27 protein-coding genes are annotated in these 24,890 nt (G+C 62.9%); 16 read left to right on the top strand and 11 right to left on the bottom strand.

Features of this window, described 5'->3' with window-relative positions; translation table 11 throughout:
- Positions 1-62: 62 nt before the first annotated feature.
- The 5 genes from AC07SI_RS28905 (at position 63) to AC07SI_RS28885 (ending at position 5,564) form a co-directional block, all read left to right on the top strand.
- Entirely contained in the window at positions 63-1,001 is a 939-nt protein-coding gene (locus AC07SI_RS28905) for an aliphatic sulfonate ABC transporter substrate-binding protein (RefSeq protein ID WP_495007010.1), read from the top strand.
- A complete protein-coding gene (locus AC07SI_RS28900; protein WP_495007009.1) occupies positions 998-2,323 on the top strand; it encodes an LLM class flavin-dependent oxidoreductase in 1,326 nt (441 codons plus the stop codon). Before AC07SI_RS28905 ends, AC07SI_RS28900 begins: the two co-directional genes overlap by 4 nt.
- 424 nt (positions 2,324-2,747) lie before the next feature.
- The gene (locus AC07SI_RS28895; RefSeq protein ID WP_495007008.1) at positions 2,748-3,806 is read left to right on the top strand and encodes an ABC transporter substrate-binding protein; all 1,059 of its coding nucleotides are present in this window, start codon (positions 2,748-2,750) and stop codon (positions 3,804-3,806) included.
- On the top strand, positions 3,793-4,782 hold the full coding sequence (locus AC07SI_RS28890; protein WP_065907539.1) for an ABC transporter permease: 990 nt from the start codon (positions 3,793-3,795) through the stop codon (positions 4,780-4,782). Before AC07SI_RS28895 ends, AC07SI_RS28890 begins: the two co-directional genes overlap by 14 nt.
- Complete coding sequence (locus AC07SI_RS28885; protein ID WP_120448928.1) at positions 4,776-5,564, top strand: ABC transporter ATP-binding protein; 789 nt, start codon at positions 4,776-4,778, stop codon at positions 5,562-5,564. Before AC07SI_RS28890 ends, AC07SI_RS28885 begins: the two co-directional genes overlap by 7 nt.
- Here the strand turns inward: AC07SI_RS28885 and AC07SI_RS28880 are convergent, their stop codons facing one another.
- Positions 5,565-6,413 (bottom strand): AraC family transcriptional regulator, encoded by an 849-nt coding sequence (locus AC07SI_RS28880; RefSeq protein WP_065907544.1) that lies wholly within the window; start codon positions 6,411-6,413, stop codon positions 5,565-5,567.
- Between the two features lie 109 nt (positions 6,414-6,522).
- On the opposite strand from AC07SI_RS28880, the gene AC07SI_RS28875 reads away from it, so the two are divergent.
- Complete coding sequence (locus AC07SI_RS28875) at positions 6,523-6,933, top strand: hypothetical protein (RefSeq protein ID WP_065907546.1); 411 nt, start codon at positions 6,523-6,525, stop codon at positions 6,931-6,933.
- Between the two features lie 550 nt (positions 6,934-7,483).
- Here the strand turns inward: AC07SI_RS28875 and AC07SI_RS28870 are convergent.
- Entirely contained in the window at positions 7,484-7,819 is a 336-nt protein-coding gene (locus tag AC07SI_RS28870; RefSeq protein WP_065907552.1) for a hypothetical protein, read from the bottom strand.
- A gap of 90 nt (positions 7,820-7,909) precedes the next feature.
- Between AC07SI_RS28870 and AC07SI_RS28865 the strand changes: the two genes are divergently transcribed.
- The 3 genes from AC07SI_RS28865 (at position 7,910) to AC07SI_RS28855 (ending at position 9,615) form a co-directional block, all read left to right on the top strand.
- On the top strand, positions 7,910-8,254 hold the full coding sequence (locus AC07SI_RS28865; protein WP_065907561.1) for a hypothetical protein: 345 nt from the start codon (positions 7,910-7,912) through the stop codon (positions 8,252-8,254).
- Between the two features lie 55 nt (positions 8,255-8,309).
- On the top strand, positions 8,310-9,218 hold the full coding sequence (glsB, locus tag AC07SI_RS28860; protein WP_495007007.1) for a glutaminase B: 909 nt from the start codon (positions 8,310-8,312) through the stop codon (positions 9,216-9,218).
- Positions 9,219-9,294: 76 nt separating this feature from the next.
- A complete protein-coding gene (locus AC07SI_RS28855) occupies positions 9,295-9,615 on the top strand; it encodes a hypothetical protein (protein ID WP_065907763.1) in 321 nt (106 codons plus the stop codon).
- Positions 9,616-9,620: 5 nt separating this feature from the next.
- Here the strand turns inward: AC07SI_RS28855 and AC07SI_RS28850 are convergent, their stop codons facing one another.
- The 7 genes from AC07SI_RS28850 to AC07SI_RS28820 form a co-directional block, all read right to left on the bottom strand.
- On the bottom strand, positions 9,621-10,124 hold the full coding sequence (locus AC07SI_RS28850) for a signal peptidase II (protein WP_495007006.1): 504 nt from the start codon (positions 10,122-10,124) through the stop codon (positions 9,621-9,623).
- A 71-nt stretch (positions 10,125-10,195) separates the two neighbouring features.
- On the bottom strand, positions 10,196-10,531 hold the full coding sequence (locus AC07SI_RS28845) for a DUF6124 family protein (protein WP_495007005.1): 336 nt from the start codon (positions 10,529-10,531) through the stop codon (positions 10,196-10,198).
- A gap of 407 nt (positions 10,532-10,938) precedes the next feature.
- Positions 10,939-11,709, bottom strand: a complete 771-nt coding sequence (gene mddA / locus AC07SI_RS28840; RefSeq protein ID WP_495007004.1) for a methanethiol S-methyltransferase — start codon at positions 11,707-11,709, stop codon at positions 10,939-10,941.
- 134 nt (positions 11,710-11,843) lie between these two features.
- Positions 11,844-13,112 (bottom strand): NAD(P)/FAD-dependent oxidoreductase, encoded by a 1,269-nt coding sequence (locus tag AC07SI_RS28835; protein ID WP_495007003.1) that lies wholly within the window; start codon positions 13,110-13,112, stop codon positions 11,844-11,846.
- Complete coding sequence (locus AC07SI_RS28830; RefSeq protein ID WP_065907571.1) at positions 13,109-13,861, bottom strand: amino acid ABC transporter ATP-binding protein; 753 nt, start codon at positions 13,859-13,861, stop codon at positions 13,109-13,111. Before AC07SI_RS28830 ends, AC07SI_RS28835 begins: the two co-directional genes overlap by 4 nt.
- Positions 13,858-14,526 (bottom strand): amino acid ABC transporter permease, encoded by a 669-nt coding sequence (locus AC07SI_RS28825; protein WP_065907573.1) that lies wholly within the window; start codon positions 14,524-14,526, stop codon positions 13,858-13,860. Before AC07SI_RS28825 ends, AC07SI_RS28830 begins: the two co-directional genes overlap by 4 nt.
- Positions 14,523-15,305 carry an ABC transporter substrate-binding protein gene (locus tag AC07SI_RS28820; protein ID WP_065907574.1) on the bottom strand — a complete coding sequence of 261 codons (783 nt, stop codon included), beginning with the start codon at positions 15,303-15,305 and terminating at the stop codon, positions 14,523-14,525. Before AC07SI_RS28820 ends, AC07SI_RS28825 begins: the two co-directional genes overlap by 4 nt.
- Positions 15,306-15,520: 215 nt before the next feature.
- Here AC07SI_RS28820 and AC07SI_RS28815 point away from each other — a divergent pair, with 215 nt between their 5' ends.
- The gene (locus AC07SI_RS28815; protein ID WP_065907576.1) at positions 15,521-16,300 is read left to right on the top strand and encodes an IclR family transcriptional regulator; all 780 of its coding nucleotides are present in this window, start codon (positions 15,521-15,523) and stop codon (positions 16,298-16,300) included.
- A 208-nt stretch (positions 16,301-16,508) separates the two neighbouring features.
- Here the strand turns inward: AC07SI_RS28815 and AC07SI_RS28810 are convergent, their stop codons facing one another.
- Positions 16,509-17,753, bottom strand: a complete 1,245-nt coding sequence (locus AC07SI_RS28810) for a saccharopine dehydrogenase family protein (RefSeq protein ID WP_065907580.1) — start codon at positions 17,751-17,753, stop codon at positions 16,509-16,511.
- A 28-nt stretch (positions 17,754-17,781) separates the two neighbouring features.
- Positions 17,782-18,879 (bottom strand): carboxynorspermidine decarboxylase, encoded by a 1,098-nt coding sequence (locus tag AC07SI_RS28805; protein ID WP_106803504.1) that lies wholly within the window; start codon positions 18,877-18,879, stop codon positions 17,782-17,784.
- A gap of 478 nt (positions 18,880-19,357) precedes the next feature.
- On the opposite strand from AC07SI_RS28805, the gene AC07SI_RS28800 reads away from it, so the two are divergent.
- The 6 genes from AC07SI_RS28800 to AC07SI_RS28775 are packed head-to-tail and all read left to right on the top strand — an operon-like array spanning position 19,358 to position 24,846.
- Positions 19,358-20,377 carry a LacI family DNA-binding transcriptional regulator gene (locus AC07SI_RS28800; protein WP_495007002.1) on the top strand — a complete coding sequence of 340 codons (1,020 nt, stop codon included), beginning with the start codon at positions 19,358-19,360 and terminating at the stop codon, positions 20,375-20,377.
- A complete protein-coding gene (locus AC07SI_RS28795) occupies positions 20,361-21,365 on the top strand; it encodes an ABC transporter substrate-binding protein (protein WP_106803505.1) in 1,005 nt (334 codons plus the stop codon). The genes AC07SI_RS28800 and AC07SI_RS28795 overlap by 17 nt, the downstream gene beginning before the upstream one ends.
- Entirely contained in the window at positions 21,366-22,184 is an 819-nt protein-coding gene (locus AC07SI_RS28790; protein ID WP_495007001.1) for an ABC transporter permease, read from the top strand.
- On the top strand, positions 22,181-22,975 hold the full coding sequence (locus AC07SI_RS28785) for an ABC transporter permease (protein WP_106803507.1): 795 nt from the start codon (positions 22,181-22,183) through the stop codon (positions 22,973-22,975). The genes AC07SI_RS28790 and AC07SI_RS28785 overlap by 4 nt, the downstream gene beginning before the upstream one ends.
- Entirely contained in the window at positions 22,972-24,003 is a 1,032-nt protein-coding gene (locus AC07SI_RS28780) for an ABC transporter ATP-binding protein (RefSeq protein ID WP_495007000.1), read from the top strand. Before AC07SI_RS28785 ends, AC07SI_RS28780 begins: the two co-directional genes overlap by 4 nt.
- A 6-nt stretch (positions 24,004-24,009) precedes the next feature.
- The gene (locus tag AC07SI_RS28775; protein ID WP_495006999.1) at positions 24,010-24,846 is read left to right on the top strand and encodes a phosphodiesterase; all 837 of its coding nucleotides are present in this window, start codon (positions 24,010-24,012) and stop codon (positions 24,844-24,846) included.
- Positions 24,847-24,890 lie beyond the last annotated feature (44 nt).

The raw sequence follows: 24,890 nt of genomic DNA, 5'->3' as shown, positions 1-24,890 counted from the left end.
GGCCTTATGCCGCGTTTTGGCATATGCAGCTTCTTTCACTTCTTCTATGCCAAGGCCTTTTCATGACGTTCAAAAAACTCATTCTCGCCGCCAGCCTGCTGTTTGCCGCAGCGGCGGCCCATGCCGAGCAGACCCTGGATATCAGCTACCAGCGCTCATCCACCCTGTGGATCCTGCTCAAGCAAAATGGCCAGCTGGAGCAGCGCCTCAAGCCGCTGGGGTTCACGGTCAACTGGCATGAATTCAGCACCGGCCTGCTCAGCTCGTTGAACGCCGGCAGCGTCGACCTGCATGCCGATGTGGCCGACGCCTTCGCCCTTTTCACCCAGGCTGCCGATGCGCCGCTGACCTACTACGCGCAGGAAAACGCGTCGCCCGGCGCGCAGGCGATCATCGTGCAGGATAAATCGCCGATCCACAGCGTTGCCGACCTCAAGGGCAAGACCGTCGCCGTGTCCAAAGGCTCGGGCAGCAATTTCCTGCTGATCAGTGCGCTGAAAAAAGCCGGGCTGACCCTTGCCGATATCACCCCGCGTTACCTCGAAGCCCCCGACGGCGGCGCGGCGTTCGCCAATGGCAGCGTGGACGCCTGGGTGATCTGGGACCCGTTCTACGCGACCCAGCAACTCGACCACCACGCGCGCGTGATTGCCGACGGCAGCGATGGCCTGGCCAGTTACAACCGCTTCTACCTGGCCACGACCCGGTTCGCCAAGGCGCATCCGGACGTGTTGCAAGTGACGTTCGACACCCTGCGCGAGACCGGCCAATGGGTCAAAGCCCATCCCAAGGAAGCCGCTGAAATCCTCGGTCCGCTGTGGGGCAACATCGCTCCGGCCACGGTTGAGCGCGCCAACAGCCGACGCAGCTACGACATCATCCCGGTCAAGGTGGACAACCTCGCCGAACAGCAACGCATCGCCGACTACTACTACGCCGCCAAGCTGATTCCCAAGCCGCTCAAAGTCTCTGATATCACCGTGTGGACGCCGAAGCCATGAGCCGCCAGATCCACTTGTCAGCCTTCCTGCTGAGCGGCCCCGTGGTGCACAGCCATGCGGTGTGGCGCCATCCGGAAACTGTCGGCAATTACCTCGATCCCGAGTACTACGCGCGAGTGGCCAAGGTGGTGGAGGAGGGGCTGTTCGACTTTCTGTTCTTCGCTGATCGCCTGGCGGTGGGTGACCAGATGGGCGGCTCCCGCGAGTTGGCCTTGCGCTACGGCGCCCAGGACGCCACGCGCCTGGACCCGCTGCCGATCCTCTCCTACCTGATCGGCCAGACCCGCAAGTTGGGCCTGGGCGCGACGCGGTCCACCACCTATTACGAACCGGCACACATCGCCCGCGAGTTTTCCACCCTCGACCACCTGTCCAAGGGCCGCGCGGCCTGGAATATCGTCACCTCGATGAACGACAGCGAAGGGCGCCTGTTTGGCAAGGACAAGCACCTGGAACACGACCTGCGCTATGACCGCGCCGATGAATTTGTCGAAGTCGCGCTGAAGCTCTGGAACAGCTGGGGCAAGGATGCATTGAAGCTCGATCGTGCCAGCGGCGTGCTCGCCGACCCGGCGTTGATCCAGTCGGTGCAGCACCAAGGTGAGTGGTTCAAGGTCGAGGGCCCGCTGAATATTCCGCGCACGCCCCAGGGGCGGCCGGTGCTGATCCAGGCCGGTTCCTCCGGACGTGGCCGTCGGTTTGGCGCGCGCTGGGCCGAAGCGATTTTCACCATTCACCCGCACCTGGCAGCCATGCGCGCGTTTCGCGATGACGTGCGCGCGCAAGTCGTGCAGCAAGGCCGCGAGGCCGACAGTTGCAAGGTGCTGACAGCGGTGATGCCGTTCATTGGCGGCAGCGAAGCCGAAGCCCGCGCCAAGCGCGACCAGCACAACGCCCTGGCGCGTCCCGAGCTGGGCCTGGTGACGCTGGCTTCGCAGTTGAATGTGGACCTGTCGCCCTTCCCGTTGAGCGCCACGCTGGCGGAAATCGCGCAGTCGCCGCTGATCCATCCGGCTGCTGCGGAAAAGCTGCTGATGCAAGGCCCGCAGACCACCCTGGAACAACTCGGCCGGATCTTCGCCAGCAGCGTGCGCGTGCCGCAACTGGTAGGCACCGGGGCGCAGATCGCCGACCAACTGGCCGAACTGTTCGAGCAGGGCGGTTGCGACGGGTTTGTAATTTCGCCGGGGTATTTGCCGGGGTCGTTTACTGAGTTTGTCGAGAGTGTGATTCCGCACCTGCAGCGCAAAGGCGTGTTCCGCAAAGCGTATGAGGGCTCCACGCTGCGCGAGCACTTGGGACTGGCTGACCTGCAGGCCTGACCGCAACTTGCGCGACACACGCGCTTTTTTGTGGGGACCGAGCTTTTTTGTGGTGAGCAGTTTTTTTGTGATGAACGGTTTTTTTGTGGCAAGCCCGCTTTTTTGTGGCGAGCGGGCTTGCCCCGCGTTGGGGCGCGCAGCGCCCCCAAAACCCAACCCCGCAGTGTACCTGAAAGAACGCGGTGACTGTATTTGGGGCCGCTGCGCAGCCCAACGCGGGGCAAGCCCGCTCACCACAGGTAAGCCCGCTCACCACATCCAAGCGGGCTCTCCACAGACAAGCGGGCTCACCACAGGCAAGCCCACTCACCACAGGCAAGCGGGCTCACCACAGGCAAGCCCACTCACCACAGACGAGCGGGCTCACCACAGAAAAGCCGCTTACCGCATAACCAAGAACATCAATTTAAAAGGGATATTGAGCATGGCCACTTTCGATCACTTGACCCGTCGCCGCCTGCTCGGCATGGCCGGCCTGACCCTGGCTGGCCTGTCGCTGCCCGGCCTGGGCTTTGCCGCCGATGAACACGCCGGCCACAACACGCCCCAGGAGCCCGCCGGCACCGGAGACTTCATCCGCCTGGACTCGCCGCGCAAGTTGAAACTGGCCGTCAACCTCAACGCCGTGTGCCTGGCCCCGGTGGTGATCGCCCACGGCCAGGGGTTTTTCACCAAGCACAACCTCGACGTGGAGCTGGTCAACTTCGGCAACTCCACCGAAGTGCTGCTCGAAGCCATCGCCACCGGCAAGGCGGATGCGGGCGTGGGCATGGCGCTGCGGTGGCTCAAGGCGCTGGAGCAGGGCTTTGATGTGAAGCTCACTGCCGGCACGCATGGCGGTTGCCTGCGTTTGCTCAGTGCCGTGAACGGCGGCGTGAGCAAGCTCGAAGACCTCAAGGGCAAGGCCATCGGCGTGACCGACATGGCCAGCCCGGACCGCAATTTCTTTTCGATCCTGCTGAAAAAGCACGGCGTCGACCCGGTGCGCGATGTCGAATGGCGCCTCTACCCGGCCGACCTGCTGGGCACTGCGCTGGAGCGTGGCGAAGTGCAGGCGGTGAGCGGCAGTGACCCGTTCATGTACCGCCTGATCAAGTCCGGCGTGGCACGCGAGCTGTCCACCAACCTGGTGGAGGAATACGCCAACCTCAGCTGCTGCGTGGTCGGTGTCACCGGCAAGCTGGTGCGTGAAGACAAACGCGTAGTGGCGGCGCTGACCCAGGCGATTCTCGAAGCCCATGACTATTCCGTGCAGCACCCGGAGGCCGTCGCCAAGGGCTTCCAGGCCTATGCGCTGAACACCTCCACCGAAGAAGTGCAGGCGATCCTCCACGACCACACCCACGGCCACCATGCGGTCGGCGCGGCGTTGACCCAGGAGATCACCACCTACGTGACTGACCTGAAAACCGTCGAAGTGATCAGCAAGGGCACCGATCCGGTGGAATTCGCCAAGGAGATCACCGCCGATGTCTTCAGCTGACGCCACAACCCTCAATCCGCCCGTGGCTCTCAAGGTCGGCTGGCAGGGCGCCGCCGTGGTGGCGGCCTGGGTGGCCGTCGCGCTGTTGATCAGCTATTGGCCCAACGCGACACGCAATTGGCCGATGACCCAGGGCCTGGCGAATCTGTGCGTCGGCGTAGCGGTCGTGTTTATCCTGCTGAGCCTGCTCGGGCGCAAATTGACCAGGCTCGGGCTGCGCCTGCACACGGCGGCGCCTTGGCTGATCGCCTTGCCGGCGCTGCTGGGCCTCTGGGAGTTGCTCACCGCCAAACTGGCGCTGTTGCCGGTGCCGTTCTTTGCCCCACCGCAGGCCTTGCTCGCGGTGTACCTCGAAGACTACGCGCGGCTGGCCGACAGCCTGCTGCATTCGGCAGTGTTGCTGGGCTCCGGCGTGGCGCTGGGCGCCGCCACCGGTTTTGTCGCCGGCGTGGCCATCGGCTGGTCCACGCGGATCGGTTACTGGCTGCACCCGGTGTTGCGCATCCTCGGTCCGGTGCCGTCGACGGCGTTGTTGCCGCTGTGCTTTTTCCTGTTTCCCAGCAGCTGGAGCGCCAGCGTGTTCCTGATCGCGCTGGCCACCTGGTTTCCGGTCACGGTGCTGACCTGGTCCGGCGTCGCCAGCGTCGATAAAGCTTATTACGACGTGGCGCGTACCTTGGGCGCGAAGCAGGGCTTTCTGATTTTCAAGGTGGCGATTCCTGCCGCGTTGCCCCACGTTTTCGTCGGCCTGTTCATGGGCCTTGGCGCGTCGTTTTCCACCCTGGTCGTGGCGGAGATGATGGGCGTGAAATCCGGCATCGGCTGGTACCTGCAGTGGGCCCAGGGCTGGGCCGCCTACGCGAATATGTACGCTGCACTGTTGATCATGGCGTTGGCCTGTTCGGGGTTGATCACCGGGTTGTTCCTGGTGCGCGATCGGTTGTTGGCCTGGCAAAAAGGAACGATGAAATGGTAGCCCTGGCAACTGCAGTCGCCGCATCCACGGGATTGGCACTGCGTATTGAAAACCTCAGCCATGGCTTTGCCCTGGACGGTCAGCACCTGCCGGTATTGGAGCGGGTCTCCCTGGATGTTGCACCGGGCGAGTTCGTGGCGTTGCTCGGGCCTTCGGGCTGTGGCAAATCCACCTTGCTGCGCCTGGTGGCCGGCCTCGAACCTGCGGATGCCGGCAAGCTGCTGGCCGACGGCGAGGCCATCCTCGGCCCCGACCCGAGCCGCGTGGTGGTGTTCCAGGACCCGACCCTGTACCCGTGGCGCCGCGTGTGGGACAACGTCGCCATTGGCCTGGAAGCCCAGGGCCTGCTCAAGACCCATGCGGCCAAGGTCGACGAGGCGCTGGAAAAAGTCGGTCTCAGCCAGTTTGCCCGTGCCTACCCTCGGCAATTATCCGGCGGCATGGCGCAACGTGTCGCGCTGGCGCGTGCGCTGGTCAACCAGCCGCGCTTGCTGATCCTCGATGAGCCCCTGGGCAAGCTCGATTCGCTGACGCGCATCACCATGCAAAAGGAACTCATCGACCTGTGGCAACGCCAGGGCTACACGGCATTGCTGGTGACCCACGATGTGGAGGAGGCGCTGCTGCTGGCCAATCGGGTGATTGTGTTCAGCGACCGCCCGGCAAAAATCCAGGCGCAACTGCACATCGACAGGCCGTATCCGCGGCACCGCGACGACCCGTACCTGGTCGACTTGCGGCGGCAGATTCTTGGCCTGCTGGGGCTGGGGGAAAGCTGGTAGTCAGCGCGCGTCTTTCAGCGCAATGGTCTGGCTGGTCGCGCTCAACACACCGGCGCGCTCGGCCAGGTAGCGCGCCGGCGGCTGGCCCACCGCCTTGCGGAACATGGTGATAAAGCCGCTGGCATTCTCATAGCCCAGGTCCAGGGCCACGGCTTGCACGCTCTGACCTTTGGCGAGGCGCTGCAACGACAGGATCACATGCAACTGCCGTCGCCAACGGCCGAAACTCAAGCCCAATTCCTCGAGCAGCAGGCGCGTCATGCTGCGCTCGCTCATGCCGATGCGCACCGCCCATTGGCCAAGCGTGGCCTTGTCGGCGGGTTCGGCCAGCAGGCTGTCGGCCAGGCGCCGCAGCCTCGGGTCCCGGGGCATTGGCAGGTGCAGCGCTTCGATGGGGGCAGCGGCCAGCTCGTCCAGCAGCGTGTTGATCAAGCGGCCCTGGGCGCCGGCCTCGTCATACAACTGCGGGAAACTCACCGCCTTGCTGATCAACTCATGCAACAGGCCGGACACTGCCAGGGTGCAGCACTGCGGGGGCAGGGCGCAGGCGGCATCGGGGTCGATCAGCAGGCAATAGACTTCCGCCTCACCCGAGCCGCGCGCCGCATGGCAGGTGCCGCCGGGAATCCACAGTGCGCATTGCGGCGGCACGATCCAGATCCCCGCTTCGATTTCGCAATGGATCACCCCGCGCAGGGTGTACATCAACTGGCCTTTGCGGTGCGCGTGTTGCGCGTGTTCCCAGGTGTCCGAGGCGCTGGTGGCACCCACCGCGACCACGGCACGCGGGAACACGTCGGCATCCTTGGCCATCAGTGGGTCGTGCAAGTCCAGGCGGTGGTGTCTCATGGCGCGTTCGCAGTTTGGCTGAATTGCGAAACAGTCTGGCTATTCTGTGCAATGCCGTCCAGTGCCGGGCTCATTATAGTGAGAGTCACTCTCATTAAGGAGCTTGGCCATGCGACTCGACAGTACAACGTTCCCCGTGGTGAAAATCGTGTTTGACGCCCCCAACGAAGGCGGGCCGGAGGATGCATTCCTGGCCTTTGAACGCCTGTTGGCGAGGGAGCAAGCCTTCATGCTGCTGCACGAAAAATCCGCCGATGAAAACAACCACGAGCACTCCCACGAAGAGCGCAAGCAGGCGTCGATCTGGATGAAAAAGAACAAACAGGCGCTGCGCACGTTCGTCAAAGGCATGATCCAGGTCGAGCCCAGCGCCGCGCAACGCCTGGCCCTGAAGCCGTTCGCGGTCATGTTCGGCAAGGCCTGGGGCTACCCGCTGCTGGTGGTCGAGTCCAAGGACCAGGCTTGGGCACTCGCGCGCGATGTGCTGGATGAGCAGGTGTCGGATGTGGCGCATTTCTGAGTTGCGCCATACAAGCCCGCTACCAGAGGGGGATTGGAGTGGGCCTGGGCATCCGGGTGCATGGAGATCAAAAAGTGGGAGCTGGCTTGCCTGCGAAAGCGGTGTGTCAGGCACCTCATGCATCAACTGACACACCGCCTTCGCGAGCAAGCCCGCTCCCACATTGGATTGGGGTTTTGCCTAGGCATCCGGGTGTATGGAGATCAAAGGTGGGGATTGGGGTGGCGCCTAGGCACCTGGGTGTATGGAGATCAAAAAGTGGGAGCTGGCTTGCCTGCGAAAGCGGTGTGTCAGGCACCTGATAGATCAACTGACACACCGCCTTCGCGAGCAAGCCCGCTCCCACATTGGATTGGGGTGGGGCTTAGGCATCCGGGTGCATGGAGATCAAAGGTGGGGATTGGGCTGGCGCCCAGGCACCTGAGTGTATGGAGATCAAAAGGTGGGAGCTGGCTTGCCTGCGAAGGCGGTGGGTCAGGCACCTGATGCATCAACTGACACACCGCCTTCGCGAGCAAGCCCGCTCCCACAGGGGGGAGCGGTGGGGGCCTTAGTCCACGCAGATCGCGCGGCCCAGCTGGCCTTTTTCTACGGTTGCCGAGCAGCCGAAATGTCCGTTGTCCACCTGGCATGCGCCGGTTACCGGGCCGTTGCCGGATTGGGTCGTCACGCTGGTCTGGCACTCGCCTTCGCACTGGCTGGAGTCGGTACAGGCCTTGCCGGCGTCCTTGTACGGTGTAACGCACTTCCAGCTCTGCAGCTTGCCAACTTGCTTCATGGTGCCGCCGCCGGCCAGGCAGGCAGACGCGGTGGAGTCTTGGGCCGGCGGTGTTGCAGAGCACGCCGATAGCAACAGCAGGGCGGCCAGGCCGATCATCAATTTCATGCAAAAGTCCTCGTGGAGTAAGCGCAACGGTGCAGTGTACGGGCAATTGGACTACTTTGAATGACGAGCGATCCCTCCCGGTACTGACCCATGCACACGTTATGGAAACGCTATGTGGCACTGCTGGAAAACGACCTGAGCACGCAAATCTTCGACAATGTGAAGAACCTGCTGGTGTGCGCACTGCTGTTTGCAGCGGGGACTAATACAGTGCTCGGGCAGCGTGACTTGTTTATCGGCGTGTTCGCCTCCAGCGTGGCCGGTTGGGGGCTGATCATCCTGTCGTCGCTGTTGTTGGTGCTGAACGTGAGCGACGGCATTCGCAGGCTTTCCAAACTGCGCTACCACCTCGTGCTGCAACTGCTGATGATCCTGGTTTACCTGGTGATTGCCGAACGCATGGTCGAGATAGTCTGGGGCTTCCGCGCGCATTGAAGTATCCTCCGCGGCCCGCTTCCCATTGATTCAAAGACAGATGACAGGACAAGACATGCAGGCGATGCTTTCGTCGATCCTCGACGAAGTGCGCCCACTGATCGGCCAGGGCAAAGTCGTCGACTATATTCCCGCCTTGGCCGATGTACCCGCCAACCAGCTTGGCATTGCGGTGTACGGCAACGACGGTTCGGCGTACTGCGCAGGCGATGCCGATACGCTGTTCTCGGTGCAGAGCATTTCCAAGGTATTCAGCCTGGTACAGGCCATCGACCACGGCGGCGAAACCATCTGGGAGCGCCTGGGCCACGAGCCGTCGGGGCAGCCGTTCAACTCCATGGTGCAGCTGGAATTCGAACGCGGCCGCCCGCGCAATCCCTTCATCAACGCCGGCGCGCTGGTGATCTGTGACATCAACCAGTCGCGCTTCGCCGTGCCGATCCTGTCGATGCGCGATTTCGTGCGGCGCCTGTCGGGCAACCCGCAGATCCTGGTGAACAGCGTCGTCGCCGACTCCGAAGCCCAGCACGGCGCGCGCAATGCGGCCATGGCTTACCTGATGAAATCCTTCGGCAACTTCCATAACGATGTCGACGCGGTGCTGCACAGTTACTTCAACTACTGCGCGCTACAGATGAGCTGCCTGGACTTGGCCAAGGCCTTCAGCTTCCTGGCCAACGAAGGCGTGAGTGCCCACAGCGGCGAACAGATCCTCACCGCGCGCCAGACCAAGCAAGTCAACTCGATCATGGCCACCAGCGGGCTGTACGACGAGGCGGGCAACTTTGCCTATCGCGTCGGCTTGCCGGGCAAGAGCGGCGTCGGCGGCGGGATCGTCGCGGTGGTGCCGGGGCAGTTCACGGTGTGCGTATGGTCGCCGGAGTTGAACGCGGCGGGGAACTCGCTGGCGGGGATGAAGGCGTTGGAGTTGTTGAGCGAGCGGATTGGTTGGTCGGTGTTTTGAGGTTATAAAGGTGTTCCAGGCCGTTCCTGCGCTGCGTGGGAACGAGCATTTCTGCAGTGTCCAGATAGGAATCTTCATGGCTTACGAACTTCACATCGCCCGTGCCGACAGCCATGCAATTGCGCCTGAAGAGTGGCGCGCGTTGTGTGCCAGCGATCCAACCCTGGAGCTGCAGGACGAGGTGACCGGCATTAATCCCACTACCGGTGCGGTGATTTCCATGGGCGGAAATCAAACCGCCTACTGGACCTCTCCCACCACGCAGCAGGCTTACTATTTTGACTACCGGCGTGGTGAGATTGCCTTTGTGTACAGCGATGAAGCGATCGTGAAAGCCAAGGCTATTGCTCAATCGCTTGCCGCGACTATCAGGGGCGACGAGGGTGAGGCGTACTGACAGGCCTAGGCTTTGCGCGGCTTCATGAACACATCCATCATCAAATACAGCGCGCCCACGGTGATTGCGATATCGGCAATATTGAACACGCCGGTATGGGCCGGCCCGACGTTCAGCACCATGTAATCAACCACGTGCCCGTCGCGAAAAACGCGGTCGATCAGGTTGGCGATGCCGCCGAGGGCGATGGCGTACAGCGGCAGGACTTTGCGCAGGGGCTGGTTCCAGTTCGAGAGGGACCACCACAGTGCCCAAGCCACTACGACAGCCACGCCGACGATGAAAATCAGCTGTTTGACCTGCGGCGGCAACGCGGCGCCCAGGCTGAGGAACGCGCCGGGGTTCAGGCTCAATTCGAGTGCCAGGTTGATCGGGTTGGCGCCGATTTTGAAGCTGTGGGCGTGCAGTGAAACCAGGGCCAGCAGTTTGACGAGTTGGTCCACGGCAATAAAGGCGAGGCCGGCGAGGAGGGCGAAGGTGCGGCCTCGCAGTAGGGGCGACGTGCTCAAGCGGTAACTTCCTGTTTCAGGCTTTCGATAGAGCGCCCGAAGATAGCTCAGGCGCTGTATCGCGTCCATTGTCACGCCGCCGGATGGGCCACGCTCAGTGCCTTGTCCACCAGCAGTTGTACCCCGTCGAGCATACGGCAGATACCCAGCGCGACATTGCGTTGAGTACCGTCGATCTCGAACGCCAGGTGAGTGGCGATGTCGCTGATGCAGGCCAGGTCCTGGGAGGCGTTGACCAGCAGGGTTTCGGTGCCCAGGTTGGCGCGCACGGTGAAGAGTCCGTCGCTGGCTTCGGACGTGGCGGGTTGTGGGTTGAGGTAGTGATCGATGGCGCGGTAGGCCACTTCGTGCAGGGTGCTGGTGTCGAAGTCGGGATGGCTTGGGGGATTGGGGCTGTCTTTAATCATGGCGTAGCTCCTTTATAAATGGAGCTGCCACGCTTCGCGGTCAAACGAAGGAGGGTGGCAGCGATACGCGGGTTGACCGACCGGCCAAAGGAGCAAAACCGGCATACCCGAAGGTATCCCGCGTACAGCTGCCGCGACACAATACATCAGACGTAGAAATAACGCCGAAGATCGGTGTTGGCACAGTTGCTCTTTTGAAGTCGGACGGTCAAATCCGGCCGCTGAATTGGCAGCGACGACGAGAGGTTAGCCAGCACCTTGGCGAGCCACAACCTGAAAGCCTTGTCGGAAAAGTCCGAGAGCCGCATGCGCGGGGCACCGTTTATCGGGGTTGGGCTGGAAACAGCGGGAGTGCTGCGCACTCCAACGCGGGGCAAGCCCGCTCACCACAAAAAAAGGGGGGAGGGCTAGTTTTTGGGTTTTTTCGGGGGCTTTGACCCGGGGATAATCATGGCGACCTCTTGCTGGTAGCGTCGGTACCGCTCACCGAACAGCGTCACCAGGTCCTTTTCTTCAAAGCGTGCGCCGATGAAGATGTAAACCGTCATTCCGACCGCAAACAACAGATGCCCGGCGGTCATGTGTGGCGTTGCCCAAAAGGCAATCAGGAAACCCAGGTACAGGGGGTGACGCACGAGCTTGTAAAACAGTGGCGTCGTGAACACCGGCGGCTGTGACGTGGGCTTGCGCCAACGGTCGATGGCCTGCTTGAGCCCGAACAGCTCAAAGTGGTTGATCAAAAACGTTGCCAGCAACGCGATGCCCCAGCCCAGCCAGAACAGGCCCATCAACAGGGCCTTGGCCCAGGCGGCTTCAACCTCCCAGACACTCGCCGTAATGGGCTGCCACAGCCAGAACATCAACCCCAGCACCAGGCTGCTGAGCAGCACGTACGTGGAGCGTTCAACTGGCGCTGGGATGAACCCTGCCAGCCATTGCTTGAAACCCCGGCGCGCCATGACCGTGTGCTGGGCGCCGAACAGCATGATCAGCGCGGCATCGATCAACACGGCGGTCGGCCACTCACCGGGTGGGCCGTCGTTGATGTGCTTGGGCACCCCGATCTCGCCGACAAAGCCGATCAGGTACACGCAGGTGCACAGGAATACGAGGTAGCAGCAGGCGCTGTACACCAGCCCGAGCATTCGGGCGGTGTGTGGAGGATGTTCGAGGTTCATGGATGTCCTTCTCACTCAGTTGATCGCCCGCAATCCCAGCAGGCCAGCCAATGCATCTGGGCTAAGCCTAGCGAGTTTTGCGCGCGCGGTAACCTGTGAGAATTGACAGTCTGCAGCGTGCCCGGGAATAGGATTCAGCTGATATTGAGCCGGTCCAGCAGGCTGTACCACGCCACCCCCGCGCCAATGTAGAACCGCTGCAACCCGTGCATCGGCAAGCGTTGCAACGGTGTCACCGGGTAGGCGAACTCCGCGTGGCTGTCGCACAAGCGTGCGGCCAATTGCTGCCCCAGGCTGGTACACAGCGCGATGCCGCGGCCATTGCAGCCCAACGCCAGGGTGAGCCCCGGCGCGGGTTGGTGCACGTGGGGCATGAAGTCGCGGGTGATTGCGATGCGCCCGGCCCAGCGGTACTCGAATTCCAGCCGGCCCAATTGCGGAAACAGCAGCGCCAGGGAGCGCTCCAGGTGGGCAAAGTCGGCCGGTGATGTGGGATCGTTGAACAGCCCGCGCCCGCCCATCAATAAGCGTCCATGACTGTCTTTGCGAAAGTACAGCAGCAGCCGTTGCGCGGTGGACACGGTTTCCTGTCCCGGCAGGATGCACTCTGCCGCGCGCCCACTCAGCGGCTTGGTGGCGACGATAAAACTGTTCGCCGCCAGAATGCTCTGCGCCATCCCCGGCCATAGGTTGCCGCTGTAGCCGTTGGTGGCCAGCACCACTTGATCGGCCGTGACCTGAGCCCCGCCAGCCGTCTGCAGTTGCCATCCGCCGCCCTGGCGCTGCAACCCTGTCACCGCGCTGTACCCATGAATGCGCACACCCGCCGCCAACGCCGCGCCGACCAGCCCACGGGCATACGCCAGCGGCTGAATCGCCCCGGCACGGCCGTCCAGCCAGCCGCCAGCGAACGCCTCGCTGCCCATGCGCGCGGCCACCGCTGTTGCATCCAGGCGCTGCACCGGCACGCCGCGTCGCGCCCATTGCTCGGCTCGTGCATGCAGCCCGGCGACGCCCTTTTGCGTGTACGACACCTGCATCCAGCCCTTGCGCACCGGCGCGCAATCAATGCCGTGCTTGTCGATCAACCTGAACACCAGGTCCGCCGAGTTCGACACCGTCGAGATCAGTGGCTCGGCGCGCTCCGGTCCGAACATCTGCACCAGTTGCTCCGGGTCGTATTTGAGTGTCGGATTGACCTGCCCGCCGTTGCGCCCCGAGGCGCCCCAGCCCGGCTCGTTAGCCTCCAGCACGCACACACTGACCCCGCGCTCGGCCAAGTGCAGCGCCGTCGACAGGCCGGTATAGCCTGCCCCGACAATCGCCACGTCGACCTTCAGCGACTCCGCCAGCGCGGGCGTTGGCAGCACGGACGGCGCCGTCGCCGACCACAACGACTTCATGACAGGCTCCTTGCAGTGCCGGTGGGGTGCAGCACGCGTCGCAGAAAGTCCTGGGTGCGCGCGTGCTGCGGGTCGCCCAGCACCTGCTCGGCCGGGCCGCTCTCGACGATGTAGCCGCCATGCAGGAAGCACACGCGGTCGGCCACTTCGCGGGCAAAGCCCATCTCGTGGGTGACCACGATCATGGTCATGCCTTCGTCGGCCAGGGTGCGCATCACCGCCAGCACATCGCCGACCAGTTCCGGGTCGAGGGCCGAGGTGGGTTCGTCGAACAGCATGGCTTCGGGTTTCATCGCCAGGGCGCGGGCGATGGCCACGCGCTGCTGCTGACCGCCGGAGAGTTGTTCCGGGTAGGCGTCGGCCTTGGCACTCAGGCCGACTTTTTCCAGCAGCACCAGGGCTTCCTCGCGCGCTTGCCCAGGCGACTCGCCCTTGACGTACACCGGGCCTTCCATCACGTTTTCCAGCACCGTGCGGTGTGGGAACAGGTTGAAGCGCTGGAACACCATGCCCATGCGGCTGCGCAGGGCGTGCACGGTCTTGCTGCCGCGCTGCACGGTTTCTCCGAACACGCTGATCGTGCCGCCGTCATAGGCTTCCAGTGCATTGATGCAGCGCAGCAGGGTGGATTTGCCCGAGCCCGAGGGACCGATCAGGCACACCACTTCGCCCTTGGCCACGTCGAGGTCGACGCCGTGCAATACGCGGTGGCTGCCGTAATGTTTTTGCAGCTGACGAATCTCGATCACGCTTTTTTCCTCCGGCCCAGGTGCTGCTCCATACGGCGCAGGCCATACACCAGCGGCAGGCTCATCAGCAGGTAGAGCAGGGCGACCAGGGTGTAGACGGTCATGTTCTGGAAGGTCGACGAGGCGATCAGTTGGCCCTGGCGGGTCATCTCGGCGACGGTGATGGTCGACACCAGGGACGAGTCCTTGAGCATCATCACCAGGGTGTTGCCGTAGGGCGGCAAGGCAATGCGAAACGCCTGCGGCAGGATCACCCGGCGCATCATCAACGCCGAGCGCATGCCCAGGGCTTCGGCGGCTTCGCGCTGGCCCTGTTCGACCGCAATGATGCCGGTGCGAAAGTTCTCGGCCTGGTACGCCGAATAGGCGATGCCCATGCCGATCACCCCGGCGTAGAACGCCGTGAGGTGCACGCCCATGTCCGGCAGGACGAAGTAGATGTAGAACAGTTGCACGATGATCGGCAGGCCGCGGATCACGTTGATGATGGTGCTCGCCGTCCACGACAGCGCGCGGATCGGCGACAGCTTGAGCAACGCCAGCACCAGGCCGATGGCGCTGCTGAGCAGGAACGACAGCACGGTGATCTGGATCGTCACCCAGGCGCCCTGCAGCAGAATCGGCAGGAAATCCTGGGCGTTCTGCAGGAACTCCGCCAGGTTCATGGGCGCACCTGGGTATCAAGTCCCCACTTCTTGAGGATGCTGTCCAGGGTGCCGTCGGCCTTGATGCTGGCGATGGCAGTGTTCAGGCGTTCGAGGGTTTGTGCGTCGCCCTTGCGCACCACCAGGCAGACCTCGCCGACATTGACCGGTTGGTAGTCGGCGGCGAGTTTCACGCCTTTGAACAGCTTCTGGCGGATCTGGTACGCCACCACCGGCTGGTCGCCAACGGCGGCCTTGATGCGGCCCAGGGACAGGTCGCGGACCATCTCGCCAATCGAGTCGTAGGTGCGGATCTCCTTGAAGATGCCGAGCTTGTTCAGTTGATCGTAAAAGATCGTGCCGGCCTGCACGCCGACCACCTGGTCCTTCAACGGGGTGAGGTCGGGGTAGGCGGTATTGTCCTCGGCGTTGATGATCAAGCCTTCACCGTAGGCATACACCGGGGCGCTGAAATCGACGACCTTGGTGCGTTCTTCGGTCTTGAGCATGCCGGCGGAGATGAAGTCGAGCTTGCCGGAGGTGAGGGAGGGGATCAGCGCGGCGAAGTTGGTCTGTTCGATCTGGCTGGTGAAGCCGCCGGCCTTGCCGACGGCTTCAGCCACGTCGACCATCACCCCCTGGATGCTGTTGCTCTTGATATCGAGGAAGGTGAACGGCGAACCACTGGCCGTTGCACCGACTTTGTACGTGGACGCACTTTCTGCGTGCGCGGCGCTGACGCAGAGCGTGGCGCACACGGCGAAGGCGAGGCGGCGAAACACGGGCGAAAGACTGTTCATCGGGTTACTCCAAAAGGAAAACGGAAAGTCAGTAGCGCAAGCGGCTGCCGATGAAACCGCAAGCTCTGTGCCATTTCGATTGGAGTAAATCGAATATCGCCACGTAAATTCAACAAAATGAACTTGGCGTATCGATATGCGATATTTTGTGGTCTATTTTTGCGATTTAGGGTAGAAATATCGCCACGCCTGATCGTCCTGACCGCGAGTCCGCCATGTCCGAAGAACGCAACAGTTTGCACAACCAATCCCTGGAAAAAGGCCTGTCGGTACTCAAGGCATTCAGCGCCCAGCGCCGCAGCATGAGCCTTGCAGAGGTGGCCGAGGCCGCTGGCATGACCAAAAGCTCGGCCCAGCGCATGGTGTTTACCCTCGAAAGCCTGGGTTACCTTCGGAAACACTCGCGCACCCGGCATTACCAACTCACCCCGCGCGTGCTGGAGTTGGGCTTCAGTTACCTGGACGCGCATTCGCTGATCGAAGTGGCCAACCCATTCCTGTCCGAACTGACGCGGCTGACCGGCGAAACCTCATGCCTGACCGAGCCTGCGGGCTACGACATGACCTATATCGCGCGGTTCGTCAGCGCGGGCTTTGTGCCGGTGCACATGCCGATCGGCTCGCGGGTGCCGATGTACTGCACGGCGTCGGGGCGCGCGTATTTGAGCGCGTTGCCTACGGATGAAGCGTTGGCGCTGATCGAGCACAGCCAGCGCATTGCGCACACCAGCCAGACATTGACCGAGGTCGACAGGATCCTGGAATCGTTGCAGCAGGTGCGTGAGCAGGGCTATGCGGTCAATGCCCAGGAACTGTTCCTCGGCGACATGACCATCGGCGCACCGGTGCTGGGCGCGAATGGCCGGCCAGTGGCGGCGGTGCATGTGGTGGCGCCGACCAGTCGCTGGAGTCGGGCGGACGCGGAGAAGCAGTTGGCGCCGGCGTTGTTGCAGTGCTCCAGGGCGTTGAGCAATTCGGCGCGCAATCTTGAATAGCCCCATTCTCAAGAACACGGCCAATTCAATGTGGGGGCTTGCTCGCGAATGCGGTGTATCAGTCGCCAGATGCAGTGACTGGCACACCGCATTCGCGAGCAAGCCCGCTCCCACATTTTGATCTTCATTATTCTTTGATAGTTATGTGAGCCCCAACAAAAAATGCGCCCCTTGGGGCGCATTTTTTTGTTCGGTCAGCCATCGCCTATCAGGCAATCGCATCCCAAGCCCGATCACCGTGCTCGTCTTTGATTCGAGTCGGCAGGCCCATCACGTCCAGCGCCTTGAGGAACGGCTCAGCCGGCAGTTCCTCGACGTTGGCCATGCGTTGTACATCCCATTCACCACGGGCTACCAGCAGCGCAGCAGCGACCGGAGGCACGCCTGCGGTGTAGGAGATGCCCTGGCTGTCGGTCTCGGCGAAGGCTTCTTCGTGATCCGCCACGTTGTAGATGAACACCTCGTGCGGCTGGCCGTTCCTGGTGCCCTTGACCAGGTCGCCGATGCAGGTCTTGCCGGTGTAGCCAGGCGCCAGCGACGACGGGTCGGGTAGCACGGCCTTGACCAGTTTCAGCGGCACGACTTCCAGGCCTTCGGCAGTGGTGACCGGCTTTTCGGAGAGCAGGCCGAGGTTTTTCAGCACGGTGAACACGTTGATGTAGTGTTCGCCGAAGCTCATCCAGAACCGCACGTTGGGCACGTCGAGGTTTTTCGACAGCGAGTGCACTTCATCGTGGCCGGTCAGATAGAGGTTCTGCGAGCCGACTACTGGCAGGTCGTCGGTGCGCTTGACTTCGAACATGGTGTTGCTGGTCCACTGGCTGTTCTGCCAGCTCCACACCTGTCCGGTGAATTCGCGGAAGTTGATTTCCGGATCGAAATTGGTGGCGAAGTATTTGCCATGGGAGCCGGCATTGACGTCGAGAATGTCGATCGAATCAATGCGGTCGAAATGCTGTTGCTGCGCCAGCGCGGCGTACGCGTTGACGACACCCGGGTCGAAGCCCACGCCAAGGATGGCGGTGATGTTCTTCTGTTTGCACTCTTCCAGGTGGTTCCATTCGTAGTTGCCGTACCACGGCGGGGTCTCGCAGACCTTGCCCGGCTCTTCGTGGATGGCGGTGTCGAGGTACGCGACGCCCGTGTCGATGCAGGCACGCAGGACCGACATGTTGAGGAACGCGGAACCCACGTTGATGACGATCTGCGATTGTGTCTCGCGGATCAGGGCCTTGGTCGCTTCCACGTCCAAAGCGTTCAGCGCGAAGGCCTGGATGTCGGCGGGTACCTTGAGGCTACCCTTGGCCTTGACGCTGTCGATGATGGCCTGGCATTTGGAGATGTTGCGCGACGCGATAGCAATACGACCGAGTTCGTCGTTGTGCTGCGCGCACTTGTGGGCCACCACCTTGGCGACACCTCCTGCACCAATGATAAGAACGTTCTTTTTCAATTGCTTTATCTCTCCTTTATCCGCCAGCTTACGAAAGGCTGGACAGGTAGTCGTCGTAACCAAATTCACGAACCACTTCGACTGTACCGTCGAGTTGTTTCACTACGATGGACGGCATTTTCAGGCCGTTGAACCAGTTTTTCTTGACCATGGTGTAGCCCGCGGTGTCGATGAACGACAGCCGATCGCCGATGGCCAGCGGACGATCAAATTGGTACTCGCCGAAGATGTCCCCGGCCAGGCAGGATTTGCCGCACACCATGTAGGTGTGTTCGCCCTCGCTCGGTGCCAGCTTGGCGTTGAGGCGATAGATCAGCAGGTCCAGCAGGTGCGCTTCGATGGAGCTGTCGACCACGGCCAGGTGTTTGCCGTTGTAGAGGGTGTCGAGCACGGTCACTTCCAGCGAGGCGCTGTTGGTGATCGCCGCTTCGCCGGGTTCCAGGTAGACCTGCACGCCGTACTTCTCGGAGAACGCCTTCAGGCGCGCGCAGAACGCGTCCAGCGCATAGCCTTCACCGGTGAAGTGGATGCCGCCGCCGAGGCTGACCCACTTGACCTTGTGCAGCAGCGCGCCGAAGCGTTCTTCTATGGTGCCGAGCATTTTGTCGAACAGGCTGAAGTCGCCGTTCTCGCAGTTGTTGTGGAACATGAAGCCTGAGATCTGCTCGATCACGCCTTCGATCTTCTCCGGGTCCCATTCGCCCAGGCGGCTGAACGGGCGCGCCGGGTCGGCCAGCAGGTAGTCGGAGCTGCTCACCTGCGGGTTGACGCGCAGGCCACGGGTCTTGCCCTCACTGCGTTCGGCAAAACGCTGCAGCTGGCTGATCGAGTTGAAGATGATCTTGTCGCAGTTATCCAGCATCTCTTCGATTTCATCGTCGGCCCAGGCCACGCTGTAGGCGTGCGCCTCGCCTTCGAACTTCTGGCGACCGAGCTTGAGCTCATACAGCGACGACGAGGTGGTGCCGTCCATGTATTGCTGCATCAGGTCGAACACCGACCAGGTGGCAAAGCACTTGAGCGCCAGCAGGGCCTTGGCGCCGGACTGTTCGCGCACGTAAGCGATCTTCTGCATGTTGACCAGAAGCTTCTGTTTATCGATGAGGTAGTACGGCGTTTTGATCATTTTTGAGAGCCTGCGGCGGTGCCTGCCAAAAAAGGACACGCATTGTGCCCGCACTTGGATCAGATCGAAAGGTTAGTGGGCGGATTTTGCTGCGCCGCCTTTAATCTGGCCTGCGAATATGACAGCCCGTGAGGATGATGAACGGTCATGGTGATTGAACCAGCTTGGAGCGACGAGAGGTGAGAATGGACGCATGGACAGTGCACTGTCTGGAGGCTTCGGGCTGCCTGGCCGAGTTTCGTCAGGCATTGACGGGAGAATTCGACATCGCCTGTCAGGCCATTTCCCGATACCTGCCTGCCCAGGACCTCCTGGCGATCGCACTCGACAAAGGATGGCTCCACACCCCCCCTGTAGGAGCCGGCAAGGCGGCTCCTGCAGGTTATCGGTGACATCAAACCGTCATCTGCCCACCATGTGACTGCCATATTCCCTCGCTACTGTCCTCGCCAATGAGATCGATCTCAAGCGAGTGACGATGACTGACCTGAAAGACGTTGCGCGGTTGGCCGGGGTGTCCCGTGCCACTGCCGCCCGCACCTTTGCTTCTCCCGACCAGGTGCGCCCGACCACCCGCGAGCAAGTGTTTGCCGCCGCCCGCGAGTTGGGCTTTCGCCCGAATCTGCTCGGCCGTCAGTTGCGGCTGCAAACCACCCAATTGATTGGCGTGGTGGTGCCCAACCTGCTCAACCCGGTGTTCGCCGAGCAGTTCCAGGCCATGGAGCGTGCGGCGCGGTTGCGCGGCTACAGCCTGGTGCTCGCCACCACGGACTACGAAAGCGAGCGCGAAAGCAGCGTGGTCGAAGAGTTGTTGCGCCAGCGCGTCGACGGCCTGGTGCTGACGGTGACCGACGCCGAAAGCAACACCGTCCTCAGCAGCCTGAACAGCGAAAAAACCCCGTTCGTGCTCGCCTACCACCAACCGGGCAACCCCAACTACAGCGCCGTGTCGGTCGACAACCGCGCGGGCATGGCCCTGGCTACCCGCTACTTGCTGGAAGCCGGTCACCGGCGCATCAGCATGGTCGCCGGGCCCGCGTTGCAGTCGGACCGGGCCCGGCTGCGCTATGCGGGCTACTGCGATGCGATGAGCGAATACGGACTGGCCAGCCGGCCGGTGATCGAAATGCCGGCCCACACCCAGGCCGAATTCGCCGCTATCGAAGCCTGCCTGCAAGGGCCCCAGGCGCCGACTGCGCTGGTGTGTTCCAACGATTTCCTGGCTATCAGCCTGATCGCCGAACTGCGCCGCAATGCCTGGCAGGTGCCGCAGCAACTGTCGGTCGTGGGCTTTGACGGCATCGCCCTCGGCACCCAGATGCACCCGACCCTGTGCAGCGTGGTGCAGCCCATCGCACTGCTCGCCAGCACGGTGATTGATCAACTGCTGGCGCAGATCGCCGGTAACGACCCGATATCCCACTGCCTGCCTTGCCATATCCGGCCGGGCGACAGCACTCAACCCCATGAGGAGAGCTTCGATGCGCGCATTGCGTAAAACCCTGGCAGCCGTGCTGCTCTGCGGTATGGCCGGCCTGGCCCAGGCCGCCGACACCGCAATTTGCTACAATTGCCCACCGGACTGGGCCGACTGGGGCACCCAACTCAAGGCCATCGCGGCCGACACCGGCGTGCAGGTGCCGCTGGACAACAAGAACTCCGGCCAGTCCCTGGCGCAACTGGTGGCCGAGAAGGCCGCCCCCGTGGCGGACGTGGTGTATTACGGCGTGACCTTCGGCCTGCAGGCGCAAAAGGCCGGCGTGGTCGACGGCTACAAACCCAAGGGCTGGGAGCAGATTCCCGCCGGCCTCAAGGACCCGGACGGCCACTGGTTCGCGATCCACTCCGGCACCTTGGGCATCATGGTCAACGTCGACGCGCTCGGTGGCTTGCCGGTGCCGCACAGCTGGGCCGACCTGCTCAAGCCTGAATACAAAGGCATGGTCGGTTACCTGGACCCGTCCAGCGCGTTTGTCGGCTACGTCTCGGCGGTAGCGATCAACCGCGCCCTGGGCGGCGACCTCGACAACTTCGCCCCGGCCATCGACTACTTCCAGAAGCTTGCGAAAAACGCGCCCATCGTGCCCAAGCAAACCGCGTACGCGCGGGTGCTCTCCGGTGAGTTGCCGATCCTGGTGGACTACGACTTCAACGCCTACCGCGCGCGCTACAAAGACAACGCCAACGTGGCCTTCGTGATCCCCACGGAAGGCAGCATCAGCGTGCCCTACGTGATGAGCCTGGTGGCCAACGCGCCGCACCGCGCCAATGCGCAAAAAGTCCTCGACTTCGTGCTGTCCGACGCCGGCCAGGCACTGTGGGCCAAGGCTTATCTGCGCCCGGTGCGCCCGCTGAAAATGCCTGCCGACGTCGCCGCGCAATTCCTGCCCGACAGCGACTACGCCCGCGCCGGCGTGGTCGACTACGAAAAAATGGCCGCCGTGCAGGAAGCCTTCGCCGCCCGTTACCTGAACGAGGTCAAGTAAGTGGCAGCATCGGCAAAACACGCGGCTTGGGCGTTGGCCCCGGCCTGTGCGGTACTGCTCGCGTTCTGGCTGTTGCCGCTGGCCCACCTGATGCTGCTCGGCGCCGAGAGCCGCGACAGCCTCGGCAGCGGTTACTGGCAGGTACTCAGCAGTGCGCAGTACCTGGGCAGCCTGGGGCAGACGCTGCTGCTGGCGGTCGTAGTGACACTGGTCGCGCTGTTGATCGGCGGCATCAGCGGGGTGTTCCTCGCGCGCCAGCAGTTCTTCGGGCGTTCGGCCCTGGTCGCGCTGCTGACCTTTCCCTTGGCGTTTCCAGGAGTGGTGGTGGGGTTCCTGGTGATTCTGTTGGCGGGGCGCCAGGGCCTGCTGGCCTCCCTTGGCCTGCAACTGGCGGGTGAGCGCTGGATCTTTGCCTACTCGCTGGCCGGGCTGTTTGTCGGCTACCTGTACTTCTCGATTCCACGGGTGATCCTCACGGTGATGGCCGCGTGCGAAAGCCTCGACCGCAGCCTGGAAGAAGCCGCGCATTCGCTGGGGGCAGGGCACTGGCGCGTGGTCTGCGACGTGATCGTGCCCGGCCTGGCGCCGGCTTTGGCCTCGTGCGGGGCGATCTGCTTCGCCACCTCCATGGGCGCCTTCGGCACCGCGTTTACCTTGGGCACGCGCCTGAGCGTGACCCCGGTGGCGATCTACAACGTGTTCACCAACTACGCCAACTTTGCCGTCGCCGCCGCGTTGTCGGTGGTGCTGGGTGCGCTGACCTGGGCGGTCTTGCTGCTCACGCGCCGGCTGGTGAAAAATGCGGGGACGGTCCTGTGAAGCGCTCATCGCTGTTTGTGATTCAACTGCTGTTCACCTTGCTGGTGTGCGCCTTCATGTTGGTGCCGGTGCTGATGTCATTGCTCGCCGGGCTCACGCGCAATTTCTTTGTGGGGCTGTCCAGTGGCTTGACCTTCGACTGGTTGATCCAGGTCTGGCAGGCCTATTCGCCGACGGTGTGGCTGTCGTTGCAACTGGCGCTGGCGTGCGCGGTGTGCGTCTGCGTGATCGGCGTGCCGGCGGCCTATGCCCTGGTGCGCATGAACAACCGCTTCAGCCGCGCCTTCGAAGAGTTGATGGTGCTGCCGGTGGCGATGCCGGGGTTGGCCAGTGCGCTGGCCTTGCTGCTGACCTACGGCCAGTTCGGCACCTTCCGCAGCAGCTGGTTGTTCATCCTCGTCGGGCATGTGCTGTTCACCTTGCCGTTCCTGGTGCGCCCGGTGATGGCGGTGATGCAGCGCCAGCACTTGCCGGTGCTGGAAGAGGCGGCGGCGAGCTTGGGCGCCGGGCCGATCAAGCGCTTTTTCAGCGTGGTGGTGCCCAACTGCCGCGCGGGAATCCTCGCCGGTGTGCTGATGGTGGTGACCTTGTCCCTGGGTGAATTCAACCTGACCTGGATGCTCCACACACCGATGACCAAGACCCTGCCGGTGGGCCTGGCCGACAGCTACGCCTCGGCGCGCCTGGAAATCGCCAGCGCCTACACCCTTATCTTTTTGCTGATGATCGTGCCGCTGTTGATTGCGCTGCAGGCCATCAGCGCGCGTTTGTCCCGTGGAGAACGTCGATGACTGCTATCACTATTCGCCTGCAAGGCTGTCGCAAGGCGTTCGCCGACGGCACCGTGGCCGTGCATGACTTGAACCTGACCGTCGAAGGCGGCGAAACCCTGGCGATTCTCGGCCCGTCCGGTTGCGGCAAGACCACCACGTTGCGCCTGATTGCCGGCCTCGAACGTCCGGATGTCGGCCAGGTATTGTTCGGCGACCAGGACGTGACCCGCCTGCCCATCGAGCGTCGCGACGTGGGCATGGTCTTCCAGAATTACGCGCTGTTCCCCAACCTGGATGTGGCCGGCAACATCGTCTACGGCCTGAAGATTCGCGGCGTGTCGGCGTCCGAACGCAACAAGCGCTGCGACGAGTTGCTGGAACTGGTGGGCTTGCAGCACCACGGCAAGCGCAGCATTCACGAGTTGTCCGGCGGCCAGCGCCAGCGCGTGGCCCTGGCCCGTGCATTGGCACCGCGCCCGAAAGTGCTGTTGCTCGATGAGCCGCTGGCGGCTCTCGATGCGCAACTGCGTGAGCGCCTGCGCAGCGAGTTGGATCAACTGCTGCGGGGCCTGGGGATCACCTCGGTGTTCGTCACCCACGACCAGGGTGAAGCCATGGCGCTGGGTGATCGCATCCTGGTGATGGAACACGGCCGCGTGGCGCAGTTGGGCAGCCCGCGGGATATCTACCAGAAACCGGCCAACGCGTTCGTCGCCGGATTCGTCGGCAACCTGAATGCGTTCTCGGTGCTCGAAGCCTCGCCCCTGGGCCTGAAAGTCTGCGGCGGCGAACTGCCGTGGCAGGCGGCCAACCTGCCCGGCACGGTGTACTGCCGCCCTGAACACCTGCGCGTGATGGAAGGCGAGGGGCACCTGCACGGCCATCTGCTGGCGCAGTTTTTCCAGGGCGCGCAAAGTCGCCTGCTGGTGGATGTGGGCGGTCCGCAACCGTTGCTGGTCGACAGCAGCGACAACCAGCTCTACGCCGTGGGCGCGCCGATTGCCCTGGCGATCACACCGCACATGTTGTTCACCTTGAACGCCTGAGAACTTATGTCCAATCGTGCCTTTGTTGTTGCGCAGATCAGCGATCTGCACCTTAAAGCCGGCCAGCGCCTCACCTATGGCGTGGTCGATACCCTCGGTGCGCTGCGCCGCGCCGTCGATCATCTGAACGCCAGCCACCCACGGCCCGATATCGTGGTGGTCAGCGGTGACCTGGTGGACTTCGGCCGCGCCGATGAATACGCGGTGCTGCACCCTGAACTGGCGCGCCTGCACATGCCGGTCTACCTGGTGCCCGGCAACCACGACGCGCGCGGGCCGATGCTCGATGCGTTCGGTGATCACGCCTATTTGCCGGCCTCGGCCGAGGGGCCGCTGGACTGGGTGGTAGACGCGCATCCACTGCGCCTGATCGGCCTCGACTCGACCATTCCGGGCGGCCACGGCGGGCAGTTGCTGGACAGCCAATTGCAGTGGCTCGACAAGCAGCTGGCACTGCGCCCCGACGCGCCCACGCTGCTGATCCTGCATCACCCGCCGTTTATCAGCGGCATCGGGCATATGGACCGTGAGCCCTTCATCAACGCGGCGGCTTTGGAAGCAGTCGTGGCCCGCCATCCGCAAGTGGAGCGCCTATTGTGTGGGCACCTGCACCGGCCGATGCAGCGGCGTTTCGGCGGCAGCATGAGTTGCGTGTGTCCCGGCACTTCGCACCAGATCGTGCTGGACTTGCAAGATACCGCGCCGGCGCATTTCAACCTGGAGCCGGCGGGGTACTTGCTGCATCGCTGGGATGCACAGCAGGGGTTGATCAGCCACAACGGCGTGTTCGGGGAGTACCCGGGGCCGTACCCGTTTTATGATGCGAATGGGTTGATTGATTGAAGCATCGGGCTTTCCATGGCGGGGGCGGGCGCGCTGCGCACCTC

The organism is Pseudomonas sp. GW821-FHT05D12 (assembly GCF_059419825.1).
The sequence above is the reverse complement of the archived record's forward strand: the minus strand, read 5'-3'. Positions and strand labels throughout refer to the sequence as shown.